Origin of the sequence: Xanthobacter dioxanivorans (assembly GCF_016807805.1) — a bacterium.
GTDB classification, from domain to species: domain Bacteria; phylum Pseudomonadota; class Alphaproteobacteria; order Rhizobiales; family Xanthobacteraceae; genus Xanthobacter; species Xanthobacter dioxanivorans.
Genome location: NZ_CP063363.1, coordinates 114,303 through 134,548 on the forward strand (window position 1 = coordinate 114,303; position 20,246 = coordinate 134,548).

A 20,246-nucleotide genomic window follows, 5' to 3' on the forward strand; every position below is an offset into this window, starting at 1 on the left:
TGATGCATTCGTTCGGAAAATGGGACGAACGCCGATAGAAAGATTGGCCGCGTCGGAGTGACTGGCCTGACGCTAGGATGAGATCCCCTCTGGGTTCCACTTCCTCGCCAACGCTCTATCCATCAGCGCGCGCAGCGTACGGCGCTGCACTTGCAGATGTTGATCATGAACAGCGAACCATTCCTTGCTGGTCAGGATGGCCTGGGCGAGCGCCAGATAGTCCGCATCCGATTGGCCCGGGGTTTTCGCGCACGAGGAAACCGCCACCGGCGCGGATCGCTCCTTCACCCGCGGGCGCGGCTCCCCGGTCCAAGCCACCATCTGGTCCAGTGTGAAGGCCAAGCGACCTCTCACTGAGGATCGCCCGAGGTCCAGCAATGCCGCGACGCCGAGCAGCGTCACCATCCGCCAGCCGATCGGCGCCGTTGCCAGCGGCTCGGTGGGATCGACCCGCGCTTGTGCCGTCGGCGTCAGACGAAGATCCGGCACGACATCTGCCACGAACGGTGTGCGACGCCCGGTACGCGGCCGCGGTGACTTCCACAGCACCCGGGCGACATAGATCACCCGATCCCGGACCGCAGACTGATCGTCGAGCGCCGCCGCCACGAGCGCCGACACGGTGGCAAAGAACTCCGCGGAGCCGGCGCGCTGCTTCTGCGGCACCGTTCGGGCGATCCTGCCGCATCGGATACAGGCGAGCCGGGCCGCCATCTCGTGGACAACGAAGCGAAAACCGGAGCTGTCGAGACAGTGCGGACAGGCTTCGTCGAGAACGCGACAATGGTACTCGCAGACCATGGTCTCGACCAAGGCCCATGTCCGGCGGATATGATGGTCACGGCCGGCGGCGGCATCGTCATCAAGACAGGCCAAACAGACCGGCCGCCGGAAAGCACCGGCCACTCTCCCCTCCCCCCAGACATACCAGCTGCGCGACCGTAGCCGTGAGGAGAGCGCGAAGGCCTGCACGCGCTCTTCCGGAAGCCGGCATGCCGCCGCCCAAGCCTGCCCCATCTCGGCCGAGGGCGCGAAGTCCCGCTCAGTGAACCCACAGCAGCGGTCGTCCCGGAGAACGCCAAGCCACCTGGAGAGGTCATCGTGGATGAGGTCATAGCGACATGCGACGCGACCTTGCCAAGACGACAGCAGCTCATCGTCTTCCGGCCTCGGCGCGAAGGGAAGCTCGCGCCGCACTCTCATCGGCCGGCCCGCGGCTGAAGGCGCGCCTCGACCTTGCGCGTCATCGCGACGAGCGGCAGCACCAGTTCCTCGGTCTGGAAACTGTCCACGGTAATGCATTCGGCGCCGGAGCGGATCGCCTCGACCGCAACCGTCTCGATCAGGCGGAAGATCCGCACCGTGACGCCATCGGTGAGATCGAGCACGCGCGTACGGATCGCCGGCGCCGCCAGGTTCGAGGGCCGGCGCAGCGGCAGGATCGTCGCCAGGCTCGCCAGCAACTGCGCGAGGCGGGCGTCGTTCTTCCAGTGCCGCAGATGGAAGGCTTCGAACCGCTCTGCCAGCTGCGGATCGGTCAACAGCGCCTGGCGCGCAAGGTCCGTCCCCGCGCAAACCAGAGGAATCCTGAGATCGTTGGCCAGAAACCGGATGGCGCTCAGAAAAATCCGCTGTTGCCGGAAGCTTCCGGCGAGCATGGCGTGGATCTCATCGATGATCAGCATGCGGGCGCCCATGCTGCGCAGCAGCCGGCGGCAGACCTCCTTCTGCCGGTGGGTCGCCCCGTCCGCAGGCCCGGGCGCTCCGAGCGCCGTGAGCAGTTCGCTGTAGATGTCCCGTTCGATCGGCTCGGCCGGCATCTGCATGGCGACCACCGGCATGGAGGTCACGCCCGTGCCCCGGTCGAAACTGGCGGGATGGTCGCGCAGGAACTTGCGGATGATCTTGGTCTTGCCCATGCCGGTGTCGCCATAGATCAGCAGGCACGGCATGCGGTCGCGAGGCGGATAGACCAGAAGGTCCTCGAGACGTCCGAGCGCGGCCCGCGCCTGATCGAGGTCGAGCCACCGATCCGCTCGGATCCAGGCGATCCGCTCCGCATCCGTCAGACCGGCCTGGTGGCGGTAGGCCGGCAGGAGGTGGGCGTAGTCGGTCATGACCATTCCTCGACCGCCAGAACGGACAACGTCTCCGGCTCTTCCTTCGGACCAGGCGTGACGACCTCCGCCACGGCGCCCTGATCCGCGGCGTTGAGCGATCTCGCCCGCCGCGCGACCTGGCGGCGTGCGGATTTCGTGATCGATGCAGAGGTCTCCAGCAGCTCGCGCTGGGCCTCGACCGTGTCGAAGATCAGTTGCTCATCGGTGAGCCGTACGCCACGCTGCCTCAAGGCCGCCTGGGCCAGCCGGTGCTCGCCGAGCGTGATGCGGGGGCGGCGCAGATCGGCATACCGGATCGGCCAATGGGCGCCGTCAGGGCCCTCAACGAACACACAGGACAGGTCGCGTGGATCGTATTTGACCCGCAGCTGTCGATCAAGCCGGCCTGCCCAGGGGCTCAGAACGTCATCCCAGTAGCGCAGGCCGAAGATGTGCACGCCATCCCGACGGATGCTGCGCTCCTCGAACGGCAGGAAGTCGTAGAGGAACTGCTGTTCGTCATGCGGGTGCCGGAACGGCGCGCGGCAACGATCGAGAGCCTCCCGCCAGGCGGCGTTCGGAGGCATCTGCAGGCTGCTGTGGACCTCGTTGTGGTAACGGCCGACGATTTCGAGCGTCAGCCAGCGTTCGAGCTCTTCGATCGTCATGACGGCGTGACGCTCGGGATCGTAGTCGCCGCGTTCTGAAATGGAGCTGAAGGTGGTGCCCGGGAGCATATGGACCGCTCCCATCATGGTGCCAATCAGCCGCTCGATGTGGCCGCCATAGTGCGGGGTCGCCACAAGCCGGTGGACCAGCGAGATGCCGTACTCGGCGGCTCCACGGGCCAGCGCCCGGGCGCGGAATTCGCGCGCAGTGTCGACATGGATGATGTCCGGCAGGCCCGACACAGGCCAATCGAGCTGGATGCCACGCGCGAGGAGCCACTCCGCCTTCGGCATTACCGCATGATGTATGGCCAGGGCGACCGATGCCGAGGATGGAGCCTTGAGGCTCAGATAAAAGCCCACCACGATGCGGCTTGCCACGTCGATCGCGAGCGTCAGCCATGGCCGCTGGATCGGCAGGCGGTAGATCGTGTCCACCACGAAGAGATCGACGCGCGTGTGATCGATCTGGACGATCTGGAGCGCGTGATCGGCACGGTATTCCTCCGGAACCGGTCTGAGCCGATCTCTTGCGGCCTTGTTGCCTTCACGCTGACGGACAAGCTTGAAGCGATCGATCTGCCCGACACGGGCTCGAACGGCTTTCCAGGGCGGAATGTCCAGCCCGCGTTCACGACAAATATGCCGGATGTGGTCATGAAGCGTGCTGACGGACGCCTTTTGCCGGGTGAGATACTTGTCGCGGATCCCCTCCTCGATGACCGCCTCGACCTCGACCGAGACGCCGGGCTCCTTTCTTCGGGCCAGGCCGCGCCGCGGCGAGCGAAGTCGTCACCGGCGCGTTGCGGTACTGTTCGATCAGCGCGTACAGCCGGCTGCGGCGCAATCCGAGGATACGGCACGCCGTCGCCACATCGACCGGCGATAGTTGGCCGGCGTTGATCAGAGGCCGGATGACCGCCTCCCGAGCGACCGCGACCTGCCATCTGGCGTCATCGATCGCGAGCTTGTCCGGGTCGCGCGGCACGTGTCGACCTCCGCACTCGCCTTGATCCAGCGATCAGGGCTAAGATTCCAACGAACAAGGCTGAATCCACCGAATTAGGGTGAGCCGAACATGTTAAAAATCAATCAAATGGAATCCGGGAAAAAGAGCAGTGCGACACCGAGGAAGCGGCCCAAAATTGCCCCTTGGAAGGCCGGATTTCGCGTCGTTGACCCGTCAGAAATCGCGCCTATATAGCTAGACAGTCTAGCCAGGAACACGCAGATATGGAATGGCCGCTGCAGGACGCCAAGAACCAGTTCTCCCGGGTCGTACAGAAGGCACGCAGCGAAGGTCCACAGATCGTCACGCTGCGCGGCGAGCGCGCCGCCGTCGTGCTGTCAGTCGCCGACTACGATGCGCTGCGCGCCGGCCGGCCGAGCCTGGTCGACGATCTGCTTTCCGGCCCTGCCTGGGATGACGAGCTCGCCGAGGCCGTTGCCACCCGCGCGACCACAGCGAGCCGCGATGTGGCGCTCTGATGTACCTCGTCGACACCAACATCATCTCCGAGGCCCGGCGCGGCTCACCACAGGCGACGTCCTGGCTGCGCGGCGTGGATCCGCTCAGCGTCCATCTCAGCACCCTGACGCTCGGCGAGATCATGCGCGGCATCGCGCTGAAGCAGAGATCCGACCCGAAGACGGCCGGCCACCTCGCCGAGTGGCTGCGCAAGATCCGCTACGATCATGCCGAGCGTATCCTTCCGGTCACCGACCCGATTTCGGTCGAGTGGGGGCGGATCGCCGGGATCCGGCCGAGTGGCGACATCGACGGGCTGATCGCCGCGACGGCGATCGTCCACGACCTGATCCTCGTCACCCGCAATGTCGCGGACTTCGAGGATACCGGCGCGTCGGTCGTCAACCCCTGGGAGACCGCGCGCTGATGCAGGTGATTGCCGAACATCGCCACATCCCGCGAGCACCGCTACTCCTTGGGAATGAGGCCGCGTTCGATAAAGTGCCCGTACATCTGGGGGTACGGCATCGAGGCCGCGATCGCAGGGTCCATCTGCTTCAGAACCACCGGCTCGCTTTGCGGGCCGGGCCAGAGTTGGATCCGATAGTGGTCATCGTCCAGCTCGCCGTCCCCTTCCTCAATTTCCCTCAAGCCGCCGTAGGAAACGCGGACCCGATAGGTGCCGGGCTCGAGGTCGAAGCGCTTCGCCTCCTTGAACTCGGAGACCCCGTCGCTGCCGAGACGCAAGCCGTCGGTGCCGACGCGGATCGCAGCTTCGGCAACGTGCTCCCAGCCGTCGAAATCCTCGGATGGCTCGTGCTCGGAGATCTCGACGGTGAACGGGACGTCCCACTCCCGCGCCGTGAAGATCGTCAGGGCACCGCCGCGAGAGCCGAGCATGCGCAGGCTTTCGGCAGGGGTCAGCTCGGCCGGCAACGCGCCCACTTCGGGCGCTTCGCCCACGAGGGAGACGAGGGAGAACTCGGCGTCGAACGCCAAATCATATCGGCGCGTCTCCATGTTGCGTCCCTCCCGCAAGCGGATCAGATCATCTCGGCCCGCCACCACTAACAGTTGCGCGCCACGGAGGTAAATTGATGACCGCAGACCCAGGCGGGGACGACAACCGGATCGACGGGGACTCCCCCTCCCCTCTCCCGGCTGTTTCGGACATAGTGTCGTCGTCCGCACTGCCGGCTCATCTCGAGAGGCTCGCCGACCGCGCCCGCGACTATGTCGATGCCGCGAGCTCGGCCAACACCCGCAAGGCTTACGGTTCCGATTGGCGGCACTTCTCGGGGTGGTGCCGGCGCCAGGGGCTCGAGATGTTCCCGCCCTCCCCTCAGGTCGTCGGCCTCTACATCACCGCCTGCGCCTCCGGTGCCGCCACGGCCGACCGCAAGCCGAACGCCGTGGCGACGATCGAACGGCGCTTGTCGGCCCTGGCGTGGAACTACACGCAGCGCGGCACGCCGCTCGACCGGACCGATCGACACATCGCGACCGTGCTCGCGGGCATCCGCAACACCCATGCCGCCCCGCCCCGCCAGAAGGAGGCGGTTCTGCCCGAAAACGTCATCGCCATGCTGGAGACGCTCGATCGCGCGTCGCTACGTGGCCTGCGCGACCGCGCCATGCTGTTGCTGGGTTTCGCCGGTGGCCTGCGCCGATCCGAGGTCGTCGGCCTCGACCTCCATCGCGACGACACCGAGGATGGTGGCGGATGGATCGAGATCCTCAAGAAGGGCATGATCGTCACGCTGCGCGGCAAGAACGGTTGGCGCGAGGTCGAGATTGGTCGCGGCTCGTCGGACGCGACCTGCCCCGTGGTGGCACTCGAAACCTGGCTGAAGCTGGCGAAGATTGGCCACGGCCCCCTCTTTCGGCGCGTGACCAGCCAAGGCAAGAACGTCGGCCCGGACAGGCTGACCGACAAGCAGGTCGCTCGGCTGGTCAAGCGGACCGCGCTCGCCGCCGGGGTCCGGGCCGACCTCACCGAGGGCGAGCGAGAGCAGAAATTCGCTGGCCATTCGTTGCGCGCCGGTCTCGCCTCTTCGGCCGAAGTTGACGAGCGTTACGTCCAGAAGCAGCTCGGTCACGCGAGTGCGGAAATGACCCGCCGCTACCAACGCCGGCGTGACCGCTTCCGGGTGAACCTCACCAAGGCCGCCGGCCTCTGATCCCGCCCTTCCCGCTCAGGAATTCAGCGGCGGCCGTCCGGAGAGCTCCGGCGAAGCACTTGCCTTGCTCATCACGTCGCCGATCGCAATACGCAGTTCGTCCTGGGCGTCGTTCGCGCCAATATTCGCGGTGAAGGCCGCCAACGCCGCCAGTTTGAGCGCGGCAACCATGGTGGCTTCGCTTCCCACGTCTCCTGGCATTCCCGGGTTCAGATTGTCTTTCAGAACGGCCATCGCCGAATGCGTCAGGGTACGGCCGAGTTGATCGATCAAGCTGCCGAATTTATCGATCTCGACATCACTTTGTGACCGGCTTGGGCGTTCGACCGGAGGGGCGTTCTTCACCGCGAGCGTCACCTCTCCGACTGCAGCGTCGACCAGGCCGACCAGCTCGCCCGCGCGGGCGTCCAGCTCGTCCCACGGAATGCACCTCGTTCCGAGCCCGTGCTGCGCGCGGAACTCCTCGGGTGTGTTGGATCTGATGCTGGCGTGAACGGTCAAACCCGAGCGATCATCCCCAAAGATCGTCATGATCCGAACGCGAGCCGGGCGATCGCCAAGGCGGCGCAATTGCTCGGCGCGATCCAAGGCCGCCGCGATCGCGGCGCCAACCGATGTTGCACTTCCGCTCAAATCGCCCTCCCCTTTCGCATTCGCCTGAAAAGCCTAGCTGAGTCGTGTCCGCTGATAGAGTCATTCCCACCCACGGCCTGGATCCTTCGGCCGCTTTTCCAGAAGCTTCCGGAGCTCGGGGCTCGCCAGGCCGCCGCCAGTACCACCCTGTTGTCGCGGCCCGCTTGGCTCGTCGGCGGTTTCCGGCCGTGCCGCCGGCGGTTTCGAGGCATCGAGCTTCGCGCGCAGCAACGCCATGACCATCGGCCAGGTCGAGAATTTGCCGGCCCGGGCCCGCTCCGTCAGGCTGCGCAGGTAGCCGCCGGCGCTGTTGATCTGGTCGGCGCGCTGATACATCGCCGCCAGCGTGATCCCGGCCTGCTGCTCGCCAAGGACCTCGCGGGCCTCCCGCCAGGCGCTCGGACTGATCCCCAGCATCGGCCGGGCAAGCTCCGCGGCGGCCAGGAAATCGCGCCAGTGGCGGATTTGACCGCCCTGGGCCAGCTCACGCAGGTTCGAGCAGGCGTCCAGCACGATCCCCAATGGCAGGTCACGCTTCGGCAGGCTCCGGAGCTTGTCGTTTTCCTCGACGTTGCCGTCCGCTTCTTTCTTATCCCGAAAGCCATTTTCAGATTCAGATAGGGAGTCTGGATTTGAATTCTGTATGTGGCGACCAGAATGGGACTCATTGGCGTCCATATTTTGGGAATCTGCGAATGATTCCAGCACGTCACGGATATCCCGCCAGAGCGCCTCGAGTTCCTCGCAGACGCTCTCCACGATCTGTCGTGGGGCCGAACGTGGTAAACGGTTCATTACCGCCTGATAGCTCTGCTGCACCCTGCCCCAATTGCCCGGCACGCTTTCCTCGATGCCGGTGTCGATCATCTTGACGATATCCCGGCGCAGGAGCGTCAGCCTCTCCTTGGCGACGCGGAAGGCCCGCTTCTCGGCCTGCACGGCTTCCGCCAGGTCCTTGAACTCGGCTGCGCGCGCGACGATCGGCGAGAGATCGAAGCCGAACGCCTGCTCGATCTGACCTCCGCGCCCCTTACGGGCGTAGCGCTTCCCGTTCGGGCTATCCCTTCGAATGATCAGCCCGCACTCGACGAGGACCGCGAGATGCCGGCGAAGGCTCGTCGGCGGCATGCCGTTGGCGCGCGCCATCAGCTGCTCGTTCGACGGCCACACGACGATATCGCTATCGCCGGTGAGCGCGGTCTCCTGATGGAACGACAACAGGGCACTCAGGATCGCAAGCGCGCGATCCGTTGCTCCGACGAGGTCACGGGCCTCGCGGATATGTTGGAAGGTCTGCCACTTATGGACGACGGCGTCCTTCGGCGCCGTGCGTGCCTTCACCTGGCTTGCAATTTGGCCAAGTGTCATCGTTCGGCGCCCGAAGGGCGTCGTCGCAATGTATTCCGTCATGGTTCTGCCCTTCAGCTTTTAGGCAAAGCGAAAGCGCTCACCAAAACGGCGCCCAATCTCCTCTCGGAGACTCTTGACTGTGATTCGCGGAAGTGAGATTCTCGTTGTCGCCAAACGAACGAGAGAGGCTTCCGGGACGCTGTTTCGGGGGCCTTTCTTTTTACCGCATGCTACCTCTTCGTTTGTTGCACCTGTCCGGTGAGGCCGAGGCCGTCACCCTCCCAACGCATCGCTCAACCTTGTCAGCTGACAAGGTTTTCGCTCCACGCCGAAATCATCCTCCGCCCTCGCGGGCAAAAAATCGCTCCAAAAGCGCCGGCAGCTCCTCCTCGACGAAGTCGCTGAACGCCGGCGCATACTCCGTCGCGACCGCAAGCTTGATATCGCCCATGGAGAAGGTCGCCTTTCCGACAACCTGTCCTGATGGGGCTTTCATCTCGACGTGGGTCCGCGTTCGGCTCGCAGGCTTCTTCAGCGCAGCGAGAGCGTGCTTGAACCTTTCATCCGATGGCTGTCCGGAAACCTTGTCAGCTGACAAGGTTTCGCGCACCCGAGCCAGCGCCGACGGATCTTCACCAAGGGCCGACGCCAGCGAGATCCACCGTGGCCGGCCGACCTTCGGCGCGCGGCCGATCGCCTCGATCACGTCCACGGGAATCGCACGGCAAACGGATCTCATGCGCGCCAATTCAGGATCATCAATCGACAACGCCGCCCGGATATCCCGTGCCTTGATGCCAGCCCCATCCATTCGCCACGCGAACAGCGCGCGCTCGATCCAGCTCAGGTCTTGCCGCGCGGCATTCTCTATGCCTTGCGCCACGACAAGCTCGCTGTCCGACAATGACAGAATCGTCGCTTTGACTTTGATGCCAAGCTGCGATGCCGCCCGCCAACGGCGATGCCCATAGACAACCTGGTAGCGCCCTTCGGAGACAGGATGCCGTCGAACCTGAATCGGGAGCTTTTGGCCCTCGTCCTGGATCAGCTTCTTTAGAGCCTCGAACGGGGTCTCGTCGTCATCGGGTAGCCTGTCCGGAAACGGCGATGGATCGATCAAGTTTGGATCGAGTTCAGAGCCTCCACCGGCCTCGACAAGCGCACGCAAATTGTCGCGCTCTTCTCGCAGCTCCGTCAACGATCGCTGTGTTGCACCAATTACGCCCGCGCCAACGCGCGCGACCGGTTGCACCGGCGGCGTCGACGGATCCTTCGGTCCAGACGGAGCTGGAGCTTCCGCGTCCGGCTGCGAGAAGGCTCCAAAGTTCGCGAGAATCGACTTGCCTGCGGGACGTTTCGCCATCAGCTCCGCCCCCAGCTTTGCTTGATAAGACCGAGGATCTGGTCGTTGACGGCGTCGATCGACTCACGGGCACGCTTCGCGGTCGTTGCCGAGATGTTGCCGGATTCAAGTTCATAGAGCGTGCGCTTCGCCAAGCCGGCGGTTTCGATCGCCGCGCTCTCAATGGCCGTCGACGTCAGCACATCCTCGGTGAAGAGATGGCGCAGCATCGAGACAACATGGACCTGTGAATGATCCATGGGATCGTGCCTCGTGACGACATAGCGCAGGAAGTCCTGCCTCATCGTCGCGCCGGCATCCCGAACAACCGAAATCAGATCGCCCATCATGAGAAGGAACTGGCTCATCGACATGACGTCGAGCATCGCAGGATGGACGGTGACGAGAAGGCCCGTCGCGGCGTAAATCGCGCCGAGCGTCAGAAAGCCGAGGGAAGGGGGGGTGTCCAAAATGACGACGTCATACCGATCCTCAACGTCCGCCAAGGCGAGACGCAACCGCTCGAAAAAGATGCTGTCATCGCCGTCCCGCCGCTGCTGCGACAGAAACCGGGGCGTCTCATGCTCATACTCCATGACCTCGATATTCCCCGGGATCAGATCGATACCGGTGAAGTACGTTGGCCTGATTATCTCAGAGATTGGCCGGCGCTCCTTGTCGTATCTCAGAGCCGCATAAATCGTCTCATTTTGCCGAACGTCCATTTCCGGCTGCGCGCCGAACATTGCGGAGAGCGACGCTTGGGGATCGAGATCAATCGCCAGAACGCGATAGCCGTGCAGCGCCAGGTAGTGCGCTAGATGCGCACTCGTTGTCGTCTTGGCGCTGCCACCCTTGAAATTCGCGACCGCCAGAATTTGTAGGTGTTCGCCCTCGCGGCGATGCGGCAAGAATCTCAAGGCCTCCGCCGGGCGCTGGGCAGCAAAAAGTTCCCGAAGCTCGTTGATCTGCGCCAGCGTATAGACGCGATGATTGTTTTCCAGGCGGGCAGGGACCGGACCTTTTCCCTCGTTCGACATAAGCTTCAAGGTCGACTCCGGAATGGACGTCAGCCGAGACACCTCGTGGATCATGAAGGTTCTGAGGCTCTTCTGTGCGTCCGGCGGGTACATCTGCTGGCGCCGCGCCTGCAGGTGCTCCGAGAGCAAGCCAGCGTGCCGAACGATCTTGTCGGCGGGGTCTTCGCTCTGCATGCTGATTGCGGCTTGCACAGCCATTGTCGATTCCAGTCCTTATTGTCGGCCTAAGTGCGACTTATCGGCCTTTGCCCGACAACAGCTAGGCCACGATTCTGCGGATGCGTCCAGCGCTTTAAGGTTAACGGCTCGTTAACGCGAGACCTCGTCGGCCTTCCATTCCTGCCACTTTATCGCATTGAATCAGTTATTTAGCCGACCGCACAGCTCCGGCGCCAAGTGTAGCGACTAGTAAATCTATTAGTGCTGGAAATCCGATTTCGGACGTTTCTCGGCCTCGATTTCCTCGTTCTTGGCGCGACTCAGCGCAGCTTCCGTCGAGTGGCACTCATAATTTCGCTAGTCGCGGCCATCAGCGCAAACGTGCCTCCTGTCTCCGAACACACTCGAATCGGAGCAATACTGATGCGGGCACTGGCTATTCCTGCCGATACGCATAATGACTTTGCTGATCTCGTCGATTCCATGCATCGACTTCGTGCCCGTGTCTTCAAGGATCGGTTGGGCTGGACGGTCGACGTGCGGGACGGCCGCGAAAGCGACCAGTTCGACGGCTTCTCGCCGACCTACATCGTCGCGCTATCCTCCCGGTCGCAGATCGTCGGCTGCGCGAGGCTGCTGCCGGCGACCGGCCCGACCATGATGGACGTGCTCTTCCCGGACCTCGGGGCCTCTGGCCTCTACAAGCCAAACGCCTTCATGATCGAGAGTTCCCGCTTTTGCGTCGACACGGCGCTCGACGAGGGAAGGGCAGGGGGATCGCTCCACGACGCCACACTGACCATGTTCGCCGCGATCATCGAATGGGCGATGGTGAGTGGTTATCGCGAAATCGTCACCGGCACCGACCTGCGCATCGAACGCATCCTCAACCGCGCCGGCTGGCCGATGAAGCGGCTAGGCGAGCCACGCAGGATCGGCGAGACGACTGCCGTCGCGGGCGTCTTGCCCGCCGACCGACGCAGCTTCGAGCGAGTCCGGCCCGCTTCCTATTACTCGACCTTCTGCCCGCAACTGCGCGCAGCCTGAGCGAGGAGGACGGTCATGGCCCAGCTTCGTTCCCATCCGCGCCTGGTCCGCAAACTTCAGGAGGCGCTTGGCGATCAGCTCTGCATCGCCCTCGATGACGCGACCGTCGTCGAGATCATGCTCAACCCCGACGGGCGCCTCTTCATCGAGCGCCTCGGCCATGGCGTCGCGCCTGCCGGGCAGATGAACGCCGCCGCCGCCGAGATCGTGATCGGCAGCGTGGCCCATGCGCTGCATTCCGAGGCCGACGAGGATCGCCCGATCGTATCGGGCGAGCTGCCGATCGGCGGCCACCGCTTCGAGGGTCTTCTGCCGCCGGTCGTCGCGGCGCCGGCCTTCACCATCCGGCGTCGCGCCTCGCGGCTCATTCCGCTCGACGACTACGTTGCGGCGAAGATCATGACGGAGCATCAGGCCTGCGTGATCCGCAATGCGATCACCTCGCGGATGAACATCGTCATCTCCGGCGGCACCGGCTCGGGCAAGACAACGCTCGCCAATGCGGTCATCGCCGAGGTCGTCGAATCGGCGCCGGACGATCGCATCCTGATCCTGGAGGACACGGCGGAGATCCAGTGCGCGGCGGAGAATGTGGTCGCCCTGCACACCAGCGACGCGATCGACATGGGTCGGCTGCTGAAAAGCACCATGCGCTTGCGTCCCGATCGCATTGTCGTCGGGGAGGTCCGCGACGGCGCCGCGCTCACGCTGCTGAAGGCCTGGAATACGGGCCATCCGGGCGGTGTGACGACAATCCATTCCAACACGGCGGAATCCGCGCTGAGGCGCCTCGAGCAGCTCACCGCCGAGGCCAGCCAGCAGCCGATGCACGAAGTCATCGGCGAGGCCGTCGACCTCATCGTCTCGATCGAACGCACGCCGAAGGGCCGCGTCGTCCGCGATGTCCTGCACGTCGAGAGCTTCGTCAATGGCCACTACCGCACCGAATCCTATTCCCCGAAGGAGGAACGCCATGTCGCGTGAACGTCTGTGCACGCTTGCGCTCGCGGCACTGGCGCTCGCGCTGGTGCTTGCCGAGCCTGCCTTCGCCTCGGGCGGCGGCAGCCTGCCATGGGAAGGCCCGCTGCAGCAGATCCAGCAGTCGATCACCGGGCCGGTCGCCGGCTTCATCGCCTTGGCCGCGGTCGCCGTAGCCGGTGGCATGCTGATCTTCGGCGGCGAGCTCAACGATTTCGCGCGGCGCCTCATGTATGTCGTGCTGGTCGCAGGCATCCTTCTCGGAGCCACCCAGATCGTTGCGCTGTTCGGCGCGAGCGGTGCCTCGATCGGCGACGTCGCGTCCTCACGCTTGATCGAGCGGGCAGGGGAGGGCGGTCGTGGCTGAACCGGGATCGACCCTCGACCGTTCGCGCATCCATCGGGCGCTGTCGCGCCCGAACCTTCTCCTCGGCGCCGACCGCGAGCTCGTGCTGCTGACAGGCCTCGCCGCGGCGATCCTGATCTTCGTCGTGCTGACTCCTTATTCTGCACTGTTCGGGGTCGCGGTCTGGGTCGTGGTGGTGGCGGCGCTCCGGATGATGGCCAAGGCCGACCCGATGATGCGGCGCGTCTATGCCCGCCATGTCGGCTATCGGCCCTACTACCGCCCCACGTCGACGCCCTGGCGGCGATTCTGAGGCCCGGTCATGGTGGCATTGCGCTCCTTCCGCCATTCGGGCCCGTCCTTCTCCGATCTGGTGCCGTATGCCGCGCTCGTGGCGAACGGCGTCATCCTGCTCAAGGATGGGTCGCTCATGGCAGGCTGGTATTTTGCCGGGCCTGACTCCGAGAGCTCGACGGATGCAGAGCGCAACGAGGTGTCCCGGCAGATCAACGCGATCCTGTCGCGGCTCGGCACCGGCTGGATGATCCAGGTCGAGGCGGTGCGGGTTGCCACGTCGGACTATCCGGCGCGCGAGGAGTGCCATTTTCCCGATGCGGTCACCCGCGCGATCGACGACGAGCGGCGCGCGCGTTTTCAGGAGGGCAGGGGTCATTTCGAGAGCCGCCACGCGCTCATCCTGACCTGGCGACCGCCCGAGCGCCGGCGTTCCGGACTTGCCCGCTATGTATATTCCGACAGCGAAAGCCGTGCCGCGCGCTATGCCGACACCGTCCTCGACAGCTTCCTGACCTCGATCCGCGAGGTCGAGCAATATCTCGGAAATGTGCTGTCGATCCGCCGCATGGTGACGCGCTCGGTCGAGGAGCGAGGCGGCTTCCAGTCCGCGCGCTATGACGAGCTGTTCCAGTTCATCCGCTTCTGCATCACCGGCGAGAACCACCCCATCCGGCTTCCCGAGATCCCGATGTATCTCGACTGGCTGGCGACGGCCGAGTTCAGCCACGGCCTCACGCCGATGGTCGACAGCCACTACCTCGCGATTGTCGGCATTGACGGACTGCCCGCGGAGAGCTGGCCCGGCATTCTCAATTCGCTCGACCTGATGCCGCTCACCTATCGCTGGTCGTCGCGCTTCATCTTCCTCGATGACCAGGAGGCCCGCGCGCGGCTCGAGCGGACCCGCAGGAAGTGGCAACAGAAGGTCAGGCCGTTCTTCGACCAGCTCTTCCAGACGCAGTCGCGCTCCGTCGACCAGGACGCCTTGGCGATGGTCGCGGAAACCGAAGATGCGATCGCACAGGCTTCGTCGCAGCTCGTCGCCTATGGCTACTACACGCCGGTGATCGTGCTGTTCGACGACAGCGAGGCCCGGCTGCGCGAGAAGGCGGAAGCCGTCCGCCGGCTCGTCCAGGCCGAGGGCTTCGGCGCCCGGATCGAAACCATCAACGCGACGGAGGCATTTCTCGGCAGCCTGCCGGGCAACTGGTACGCGAACATTCGCGAGCCGCTGATCAACACCCGCAACCTCGCCGACCTGATCCCGCTCAATTCCGTGTGGTCGGGCGCGCCGACGGCGCCATGCCCCTACTATCCACCTGGCTCCCCGCCGCTCATGCTGGTGGCGAGCGGCTCGACGCCATTTCGCTTGAACCTCCACGTCGACGATGTCGGACATACCTTGATCTTCGGCCCGACGGGCTCGGGCAAGTCGACGCTGCTGGCACTGATCGCCGCGCAATTCCGTCGCTATGCCCAGGCGCAGATCTTCGCCTTCGACAAGGGCCGCTCCATGCTGCCGGTCACATTGGCCGCCGGCGGCGATCACTACGAGATCGGCGAGAACGACGGCGAGGGCTCCCCGACGCTCGCCTTCTGCCCGCTCTCCGAGCTCGGCACGGACGGCGACCGCGCCTGGGCGTCCGAATGGCTAGAGACGCTGGTTGCGCTGCAGGGCGTGACGATCACGCCCGATCATCGCAATGCCATCTCGCGCCAGATCGCCCTGATGGCGTCGGCGAATGGCCGCTCGCTCTCCGATTTCGTGTCAGGGGTGCAGATGAGGGAGATCAAGGAAGCGCTGCATCACTACACGGTCGACGGCCCGATGGGTCAGCTGCTGGATGCCGAAAGCGACGGGCTGGCGCTGCGCTCCTTTCAGACCTTCGAGATCGAGCAGCTGATGAACATGGGCGAGCGCAGCCTCGTGCCCGTCCTGCTTTATCTGTTCCGCCGGATCGAGAAGCGGCTGACTGGCGCGCCGAGCCTCATCGTGCTCGACGAGGCGTGGCTGATGCTCGGTCACCAGACCTTCAGGGACAAGATCCGCGAATGGCTGAAAGTGCTGCGCAAGGCCAACTGCGCGGTCATCCTGGCGACGCAATCAATCTCGGATGCCGAGCGCTCCGGTATCATCGACGTGCTGAAGGAATCCTGCCCGACCAAGATATGCCTGCCGAACGGCGCGGCGCGCGAGCCCGGCACGCGCGAATTCTACGAGCGCATCGGCTTCAACGAGCGCCAGATCGAGATCGTCGCGACCGCGCTCCCGAAACGGGAATACTACGTCGCTTCGCCCGAAGGCCGGCGCCTGTTCGACATGGCGCTCGGTCCGGTCGCGCTCTCCTTCGCCGGCGCCTCCGGCAAGGAAGACCTCAAGCAGATTGCCGCGCTGAAGGCCGCGCATGGCGACGGCTGGCCGGCGCACTGGCTCCAACAGAGAGGAATAGGCGATGCGGAAGCCCTTCTTCACCAAAGCTAGTCTTGCCGCGTCGATGGCCCTCGTGGCGACGATGGCTCATGTCTCGCCAGCCCTCTCGGGATCGGCGACCGGCGGAGCCACCGAATGGACGCAGCTCCTGAACAACGGCGAGCTCGTGACGATGGTGAGTAAGTCAACCGAGCAGATCAACAATCAAGTCACCCAGATCACCCAACTCGCGGAGCAGATCCAGAACCAGCTCCGCATATACGAGAACATGTTGCAGAACACCGCCCAGCTGCCGAACCAGATCTGGGGGCAGGTGGAGAACGATCTCAACCGGCTGCGCAGCCTTGCCGCTCAAGGGCAGGGTATCGCCTTCTCGATGAGCAATGCCGATGACGTGTTGAAGCAGCGCTTCCAGAGCTATGCCGACTTCAAGACCAACCTCCCCAACGGAGCGACCTTCACCTCGACCTATCAGAACTGGTCGACGACCAACCGCGACACGATCGCCGGCACGCTGAAGGCGGCAGGCCTCACCGCCGAGCAGTTCTCCTCGGAAGAATCGACCATGAGCTCGCTGCGCACGATGTCGCAATCGGCCGACGGGCAGATGAAGGCGCTCCAGGTCGGCCACCAGATCGCCGCCCAGCAAGTCGCGCAATTCCAGAAGCTGCGCGGCCTCGTATCCCAGCAGACGACGATGATGGGGACCTGGCTCCAGTCCGAGCAGGCCGACAAGGATCTCGCGCAGGTCCGGCGTGAGCAGTTCTTCAACGCGACGACGCCAGGCGTCCGTGGCGGGCAGACGATGGAGCCGCGCTGGTGAGCCGGCCGGCCGTCATGGCAGCGCTGGCGGCGGTCCTCGCGCTCGTCGGCCTCACGGTGATCTGGTTCGCCGTCGCGCCCCAGCCTGACACCGCGCCGCCCTCGGCACAGGAGCAGCGCCAGCGCGCCGAGGATTTCCTCGGTGGCGATCCCAATCGTCCGGTGCGCGGCGGCCAGGAGATGAAACCGAGATGGTAGTCACCCGTCCGTCCCGTGCGCTCGAGATCAGCTTCATCATCATTGCCCTCGTCCTGCTCGCCAGCGCGCCGGCGCTCGCCCAGCAGGGCAGCGTGCTGACCACGCTCGAGAACCAGGTCTCGACGGCCGCCAAGGGCTGGGAGACGACGGTGATGAACGCCGCCCGCTCCCTGTTCTGGATTCTCGCGGGCATCGAGGTCGGCATCGCCGCGGTGTGGCTCGCCCTGCAGGCAGCCTCACTCGATGCGTGGTTCGCCGAGCTCGTGCGCAGGATCATGTTCATCGGCCTGTTCGCCTTCATCCTCGACAGGGGACCGAGCTTCGCCAAGGCGGTCGTCGACAGCCTGTTTCAGATCGGCGCCAATGGCGGCTCGGCCTCGCCGGCGAACATCTTCGACGCCGGCATCCGTGTGGCCTCGAAGATGTCGGAGCAGGCGAAGTTCGGCCTCTTTGAAGACAATGCACTCGCCATTGCCGCTGTCTTCGCCATGGTCATCGTCGTCATCGCCTTCAGCCTTGTCGCGGCGATCTTCATTGCGGTGATGGTCGAGATGTATGTCGGCTTGCTCGCCGGCATGATCATGCTCGGCCTCGGAGGTTCGTCCTTCACCAAGGACTTCGCCGTCCGCTACCTCGTCTATGCCTTCTCGGTCGGCATGAAGCTGATGGCGCTGGTCATGATCGCGCGCATCGGCTCGGAAGTGCTGCTCGGGCTCGCCGAAGCGCCGACGGCCACGTCCGATCAATTCATCACGACGCTCGCCATCGCCGGCATCTCCGTGGTCGTGTTCATCATCGCCATGTATGTGCCGCCGATCGTCCAGGGCGTCGTGCAGGGCGCCTCAATCTCCGGCGGCATGGAAGCGATCCGCCATGGCGGCCAGGCCGCGACCTTCGCAGCTGGCGGCGCCTTCCTCGGGGCGAGCGCCGCAATGTCCGGCGCGTCCGCGGCGAGGAGCGCCCGAGCTGGTGGCTCCTCGATGGCGGGAGCGGCGTTGCGCGGCATGGCGGCCGGCATCGGCAATGCCGGATGGGCGGCCGGATCGGCGGCCAAGGAGAAGGCGATCGCTTCGCCGGGCGCCTATGCCGGATCCTTGCTCGGCTTGGCCAACGCCAAGCTCGATCAGTCGCGGCAGAAATCGCCGCCACCGCCACCGCCACCGCCACCGCCACCGCCGATTCAGGACAAGTGAGGGGAGACGCGCTTCAGCATGGCCGCCAGTCCGCCCGACAATCCCTATATCGCCGCCCGCCAGGAATGGAACGAGCGCTATGGCTCCTATGTGAAGGCGGCGGCCGCGTGGCGTCTCGTCGGCATCACCGGCATGCTGATGGCCGTGGTCGGCTTCAGCTACGCGCTTTATCAGAGCACGCAGGTCAAGCTCGTTCCCTACATCGTCGAGGTCGACCGGCTCGGCACCGCGGTGACGGCCGGCTTTCCGCAGCAGATCGAATATGCTGACCCGCGCGTCGTGCGCGCGACGCTCGGCACCTTCGTCTCGAACTTCCGCAGCGTGACGCCCGACGCGGTGGTCCAGAAGCAATACATCGACCGCACCTACGCGCTGCTGCGCACCTCCGATCCGGCGACCGAGAAGATCAACGCCTGGTTCCGCGGCAATTCCCCCTTCGAGAAGGCGAGGAACGCGACGGTGGCGATCGAGGTCAACAACGTCGTGCCGCTCTCGAACCAGAGCTACCAGATCGACTGGACCGAATACGAGCGCGATCGGAAGGGCAAGGAGACCGCCGTGCGCCGCTTCCGCGGCATCGCGACCGTGACTCTGACCCCGCCGCAGGACGAGGGCGTCATCCGCCTCAACCCGATCGGTCTCTATCTGCGGGACTTCGAATGGACCGCCCAGCTGTGAAAGGCCCGCACATTCCGATGACCAGAGAAGGAACGATTATTGCCGCCATGCTGCTCGCGCTGTCGGCCGTCATGGCGATGGGTTTCGTCGCAGCGCCGGCCGCCGCCCAGGGCATGAGTGCGAACGAGGCCCGCGGCACCAACATTTCCGGACAGTGGCGCGGTTCGCGCGGGCTGGTCACCAGAGGGGCGGACGGAAAGGTGATCTTCCTCTATGGCGAGATCCAGCCCTCGGTCGTGTGCTCGCCCCTGCAGGTCTGCGATATCGAGCTGCAGGCCGGCGAGGTGGTGCGTGATGTGCTCGTCGGCGACACGGTGCGCTGGAAGGTCGAGCCGGCGACGTCCGGAGCCGTGGGCGGTCAGGCGATCCATCTGATCGTCAAGCCGGCCGAGCCGGGGCTTGTCACCTCGATGGTGGTGACGACGTCGCGGCGCACCTACCACATCCAGCTCAAATCGCATCAGAGCCAGTACATGGCGCGCATCGGCTTCGAATATCCCGAGGACGTGTCGACCCGCCTTTCCGACATCAACGCGAGGCTCGAGGCAAGCACCATCCCGGGCGCCGGCGTGCCGGCCGAGCAGCTGAACTTCCAATACAGCGTCAGCGGCAATGCTGGCTGGCGGCCGACCCGCGTCTATTCGGATGGCCAGAAGACCTACATCCAGTTTCCGCGCTCGATGTCCGGACAGGACGCCCCGGTGCTCTTCGTCGTCTCCGGTGGCCAGGACCGCATCGTCAACTACCGCATGAAGGGGAACATGATGGTGGTCGACTACAACGTCGATCGCGCCGTGCTCGTCTCCGGCGTCGGCTGGAACCAGGACAAGATCACCATCAGCAGGGGAGGGTAGGTGATGCCCCCGCGACACCTCGTCCCCCGCCTCCTTGTCGTCACCCTGGCCGCCGCGCTGCTCGCCGGCTGCCAGACCTTCGGAACCGAAGGCCTCGTGGCCAGCTCCGCGCCGCAGGAGATTTCAGGTCCCGCCGCTAGCGCCATCGCCGGCGACATGGTCAGCCGCCTGGCCGAACATGTCAGACCCGGAGCCGGGACGATTCTGTTGAAACCGGACGGCTCCCCGTTTGGCGGTGCGCTGGAAGCCTCGCTGAAGACCTGGGGCTATGCCGTGGTCAGCGATCAGAAGGCCGAAGGCGAGAAGCTCATCCCGCTCGCCTATGTGATCGGCGGCTATGACGGCCAGGTGCTCGCGCGCCTCTCGACGGGCTCGCTCGATCTTGGCCGCGCCTACACCGCGACCGCGGCCGGCGCGACGCCAACGAGTCCGCTTTCGGTCATGCAGCGCGGGTGAGGGGAGG

22 protein-coding genes and 1 pseudogene are annotated in these 20,246 nt (G+C 64.9%); 14 read left to right on the plus strand and 9 right to left on the minus strand.

What is annotated here, in order from left to right:
* Positions 1 to 72: 72 nt before the first annotated feature.
* The 4 genes and pseudogenes from EZH22_RS29970 to EZH22_RS32275 all read right to left on the minus strand — a co-directional run.
* Positions 73 to 1,302: a TniQ family protein gene (locus tag EZH22_RS29970; RefSeq protein WP_333473744.1), complete on the minus strand. Its 1,230-nt coding sequence runs from the start codon at positions 1,300 to 1,302 to the stop codon at positions 73 to 75.
* On the minus strand, positions 1,200 to 2,117 hold the full coding sequence (locus tag EZH22_RS29975; protein ID WP_408647759.1) for a TniB family NTP-binding protein: 918 nt from the start codon (positions 2,115 to 2,117) through the stop codon (positions 1,200 to 1,202). The genes EZH22_RS29970 and EZH22_RS29975 overlap by 103 nt, the downstream gene beginning before the upstream one ends.
* Complete coding sequence (locus tag EZH22_RS29980; RefSeq protein WP_203196866.1) at positions 2,114 to 3,205, minus strand: Mu transposase C-terminal domain-containing protein; 1,092 nt, start codon at positions 3,203 to 3,205, stop codon at positions 2,114 to 2,116. The genes EZH22_RS29975 and EZH22_RS29980 overlap by 4 nt, the downstream gene beginning before the upstream one ends.
* Positions 3,206 to 3,355: 150 nt before the next feature.
* Positions 3,356 to 3,535 (minus strand): annotated as a pseudogene (locus EZH22_RS32275) (hypothetical protein); the annotation flags it as partial.
* 465 nt (positions 3,536 to 4,000) lie between these two features.
* On the opposite strand from EZH22_RS32275, the gene EZH22_RS29990 reads away from it, so the two are divergent.
* Both EZH22_RS29990 and EZH22_RS29995 read left to right on the plus strand, forming a co-directional pair.
* Positions 4,001 to 4,255, plus strand: a complete 255-nt coding sequence (locus tag EZH22_RS29990; protein ID WP_203196867.1) for a type II toxin-antitoxin system Phd/YefM family antitoxin — start codon at positions 4,001 to 4,003, stop codon at positions 4,253 to 4,255.
* A complete protein-coding gene (locus EZH22_RS29995; protein WP_203196868.1) occupies positions 4,255 to 4,662 on the plus strand; it encodes a type II toxin-antitoxin system VapC family toxin in 408 nt (135 codons plus the stop codon). The genes EZH22_RS29990 and EZH22_RS29995 overlap by 1 nt, the downstream gene beginning before the upstream one ends.
* A gap of 41 nt (positions 4,663 to 4,703) precedes the next feature.
* Here the strand turns inward: EZH22_RS29995 and EZH22_RS30000 are convergent, their stop codons facing one another.
* Positions 4,704 to 5,255, minus strand: coding sequence for a hypothetical protein (locus EZH22_RS30000; RefSeq protein WP_203196869.1), 552 nt, complete (start codon positions 5,253 to 5,255; stop codon positions 4,704 to 4,706).
* A 77-nt stretch (positions 5,256 to 5,332) separates the two neighbouring features.
* Between EZH22_RS30000 and EZH22_RS30005 the strand changes: the two genes are divergently transcribed.
* On the plus strand, positions 5,333 to 6,415 hold the full coding sequence (locus tag EZH22_RS30005; protein WP_203196870.1) for a tyrosine-type recombinase/integrase: 1,083 nt from the start codon (positions 5,333 to 5,335) through the stop codon (positions 6,413 to 6,415).
* Positions 6,416 to 6,430: 15 nt separating this feature from the next.
* On the opposite strand, the gene EZH22_RS30010 is transcribed toward EZH22_RS30005, so the two are convergent.
* The 4 genes from EZH22_RS30010 to repA form a co-directional block, all read right to left on the minus strand.
* Complete coding sequence (locus EZH22_RS30010) at positions 6,431 to 7,048, minus strand: hypothetical protein (protein WP_203196871.1); 618 nt, start codon at positions 7,046 to 7,048, stop codon at positions 6,431 to 6,433.
* A gap of 60 nt (positions 7,049 to 7,108) precedes the next feature.
* Positions 7,109 to 8,458 (minus strand): plasmid replication protein RepC, encoded by a 1,350-nt coding sequence (repC, locus tag EZH22_RS30015; RefSeq protein WP_203196872.1) that lies wholly within the window; start codon positions 8,456 to 8,458, stop codon positions 7,109 to 7,111.
* A 274-nt stretch (positions 8,459 to 8,732) separates the two neighbouring features.
* Positions 8,733 to 9,761 (minus strand): plasmid partitioning protein RepB, encoded by a 1,029-nt coding sequence (gene repB / locus EZH22_RS30020; RefSeq protein WP_203196873.1) that lies wholly within the window; start codon positions 9,759 to 9,761, stop codon positions 8,733 to 8,735.
* Positions 9,761 to 10,978: a plasmid partitioning protein RepA gene (gene repA / locus EZH22_RS30025; RefSeq protein ID WP_203196874.1), complete on the minus strand. Its 1,218-nt coding sequence runs from the start codon at positions 10,976 to 10,978 to the stop codon at positions 9,761 to 9,763. Before repA ends, repB begins: the two co-directional genes overlap by 1 nt.
* Before the next feature lie 384 nt (positions 10,979 to 11,362).
* Between repA and traI the strand changes: the two genes are divergently transcribed.
* From traI to trbH, 11 genes are read left to right on the plus strand one after another with little or no spacing between them, the layout of a single operon-like run.
* The gene (gene traI, locus EZH22_RS30030) at positions 11,363 to 11,986 is read left to right on the plus strand and encodes an acyl-homoserine-lactone synthase (protein WP_203196875.1); all 624 of its coding nucleotides are present in this window, start codon (positions 11,363 to 11,365) and stop codon (positions 11,984 to 11,986) included.
* Positions 11,987 to 12,001: 15 nt separating this feature from the next.
* Entirely contained in the window at positions 12,002 to 12,970 is a 969-nt protein-coding gene (trbB, locus tag EZH22_RS30035; protein WP_203196876.1) for a P-type conjugative transfer ATPase TrbB, read from the plus strand.
* Entirely contained in the window at positions 12,960 to 13,331 is a 372-nt protein-coding gene (locus EZH22_RS30040; protein WP_203196877.1) for a TrbC/VirB2 family protein, read from the plus strand. Before trbB ends, EZH22_RS30040 begins: the two co-directional genes overlap by 11 nt.
* Complete coding sequence (locus EZH22_RS30045; RefSeq protein WP_126280985.1) at positions 13,324 to 13,623, plus strand: conjugal transfer protein TrbD; 300 nt, start codon at positions 13,324 to 13,326, stop codon at positions 13,621 to 13,623. Before EZH22_RS30040 ends, EZH22_RS30045 begins: the two co-directional genes overlap by 8 nt.
* A 9-nt stretch (positions 13,624 to 13,632) precedes the next feature.
* The gene (locus tag EZH22_RS30050) at positions 13,633 to 16,089 is read left to right on the plus strand and encodes a conjugal transfer protein TrbE (RefSeq protein WP_126280984.1); all 2,457 of its coding nucleotides are present in this window, start codon (positions 13,633 to 13,635) and stop codon (positions 16,087 to 16,089) included.
* Between the two features lie 13 nt (positions 16,090 to 16,102).
* Positions 16,103 to 16,861, plus strand: coding sequence for a P-type conjugative transfer protein TrbJ (gene trbJ, locus EZH22_RS30055; protein ID WP_231711630.1), 759 nt, complete (start codon positions 16,103 to 16,105; stop codon positions 16,859 to 16,861).
* The gene (trbK, locus tag EZH22_RS30060; RefSeq protein WP_231711620.1) at positions 16,858 to 17,058 is read left to right on the plus strand and encodes an entry exclusion protein TrbK; all 201 of its coding nucleotides are present in this window, start codon (positions 16,858 to 16,860) and stop codon (positions 17,056 to 17,058) included. Before trbJ ends, trbK begins: the two co-directional genes overlap by 4 nt.
* On the plus strand, positions 17,052 to 18,251 hold the full coding sequence (trbL, locus tag EZH22_RS30065) for a P-type conjugative transfer protein TrbL (RefSeq protein ID WP_203196878.1): 1,200 nt from the start codon (positions 17,052 to 17,054) through the stop codon (positions 18,249 to 18,251). The genes trbK and trbL overlap by 7 nt, the downstream gene beginning before the upstream one ends.
* An 18-nt stretch (positions 18,252 to 18,269) precedes the next feature.
* Positions 18,270 to 18,929 carry a conjugal transfer protein TrbF gene (locus EZH22_RS30070; RefSeq protein WP_203196879.1) on the plus strand — a complete coding sequence of 220 codons (660 nt, stop codon included), beginning with the start codon at positions 18,270 to 18,272 and terminating at the stop codon, positions 18,927 to 18,929.
* 47 nt (positions 18,930 to 18,976) lie between these two features.
* Positions 18,977 to 19,783, plus strand: coding sequence for a P-type conjugative transfer protein TrbG (trbG, locus tag EZH22_RS30075; RefSeq protein ID WP_231711621.1), 807 nt, complete (start codon positions 18,977 to 18,979; stop codon positions 19,781 to 19,783).
* A 3-nt stretch (positions 19,784 to 19,786) separates the two neighbouring features.
* The gene (gene trbH, locus EZH22_RS30080; RefSeq protein WP_203196880.1) at positions 19,787 to 20,239 is read left to right on the plus strand and encodes a conjugal transfer protein TrbH; all 453 of its coding nucleotides are present in this window, start codon (positions 19,787 to 19,789) and stop codon (positions 20,237 to 20,239) included.
* Positions 20,240 to 20,246: the final 7 nt, after the last annotated feature.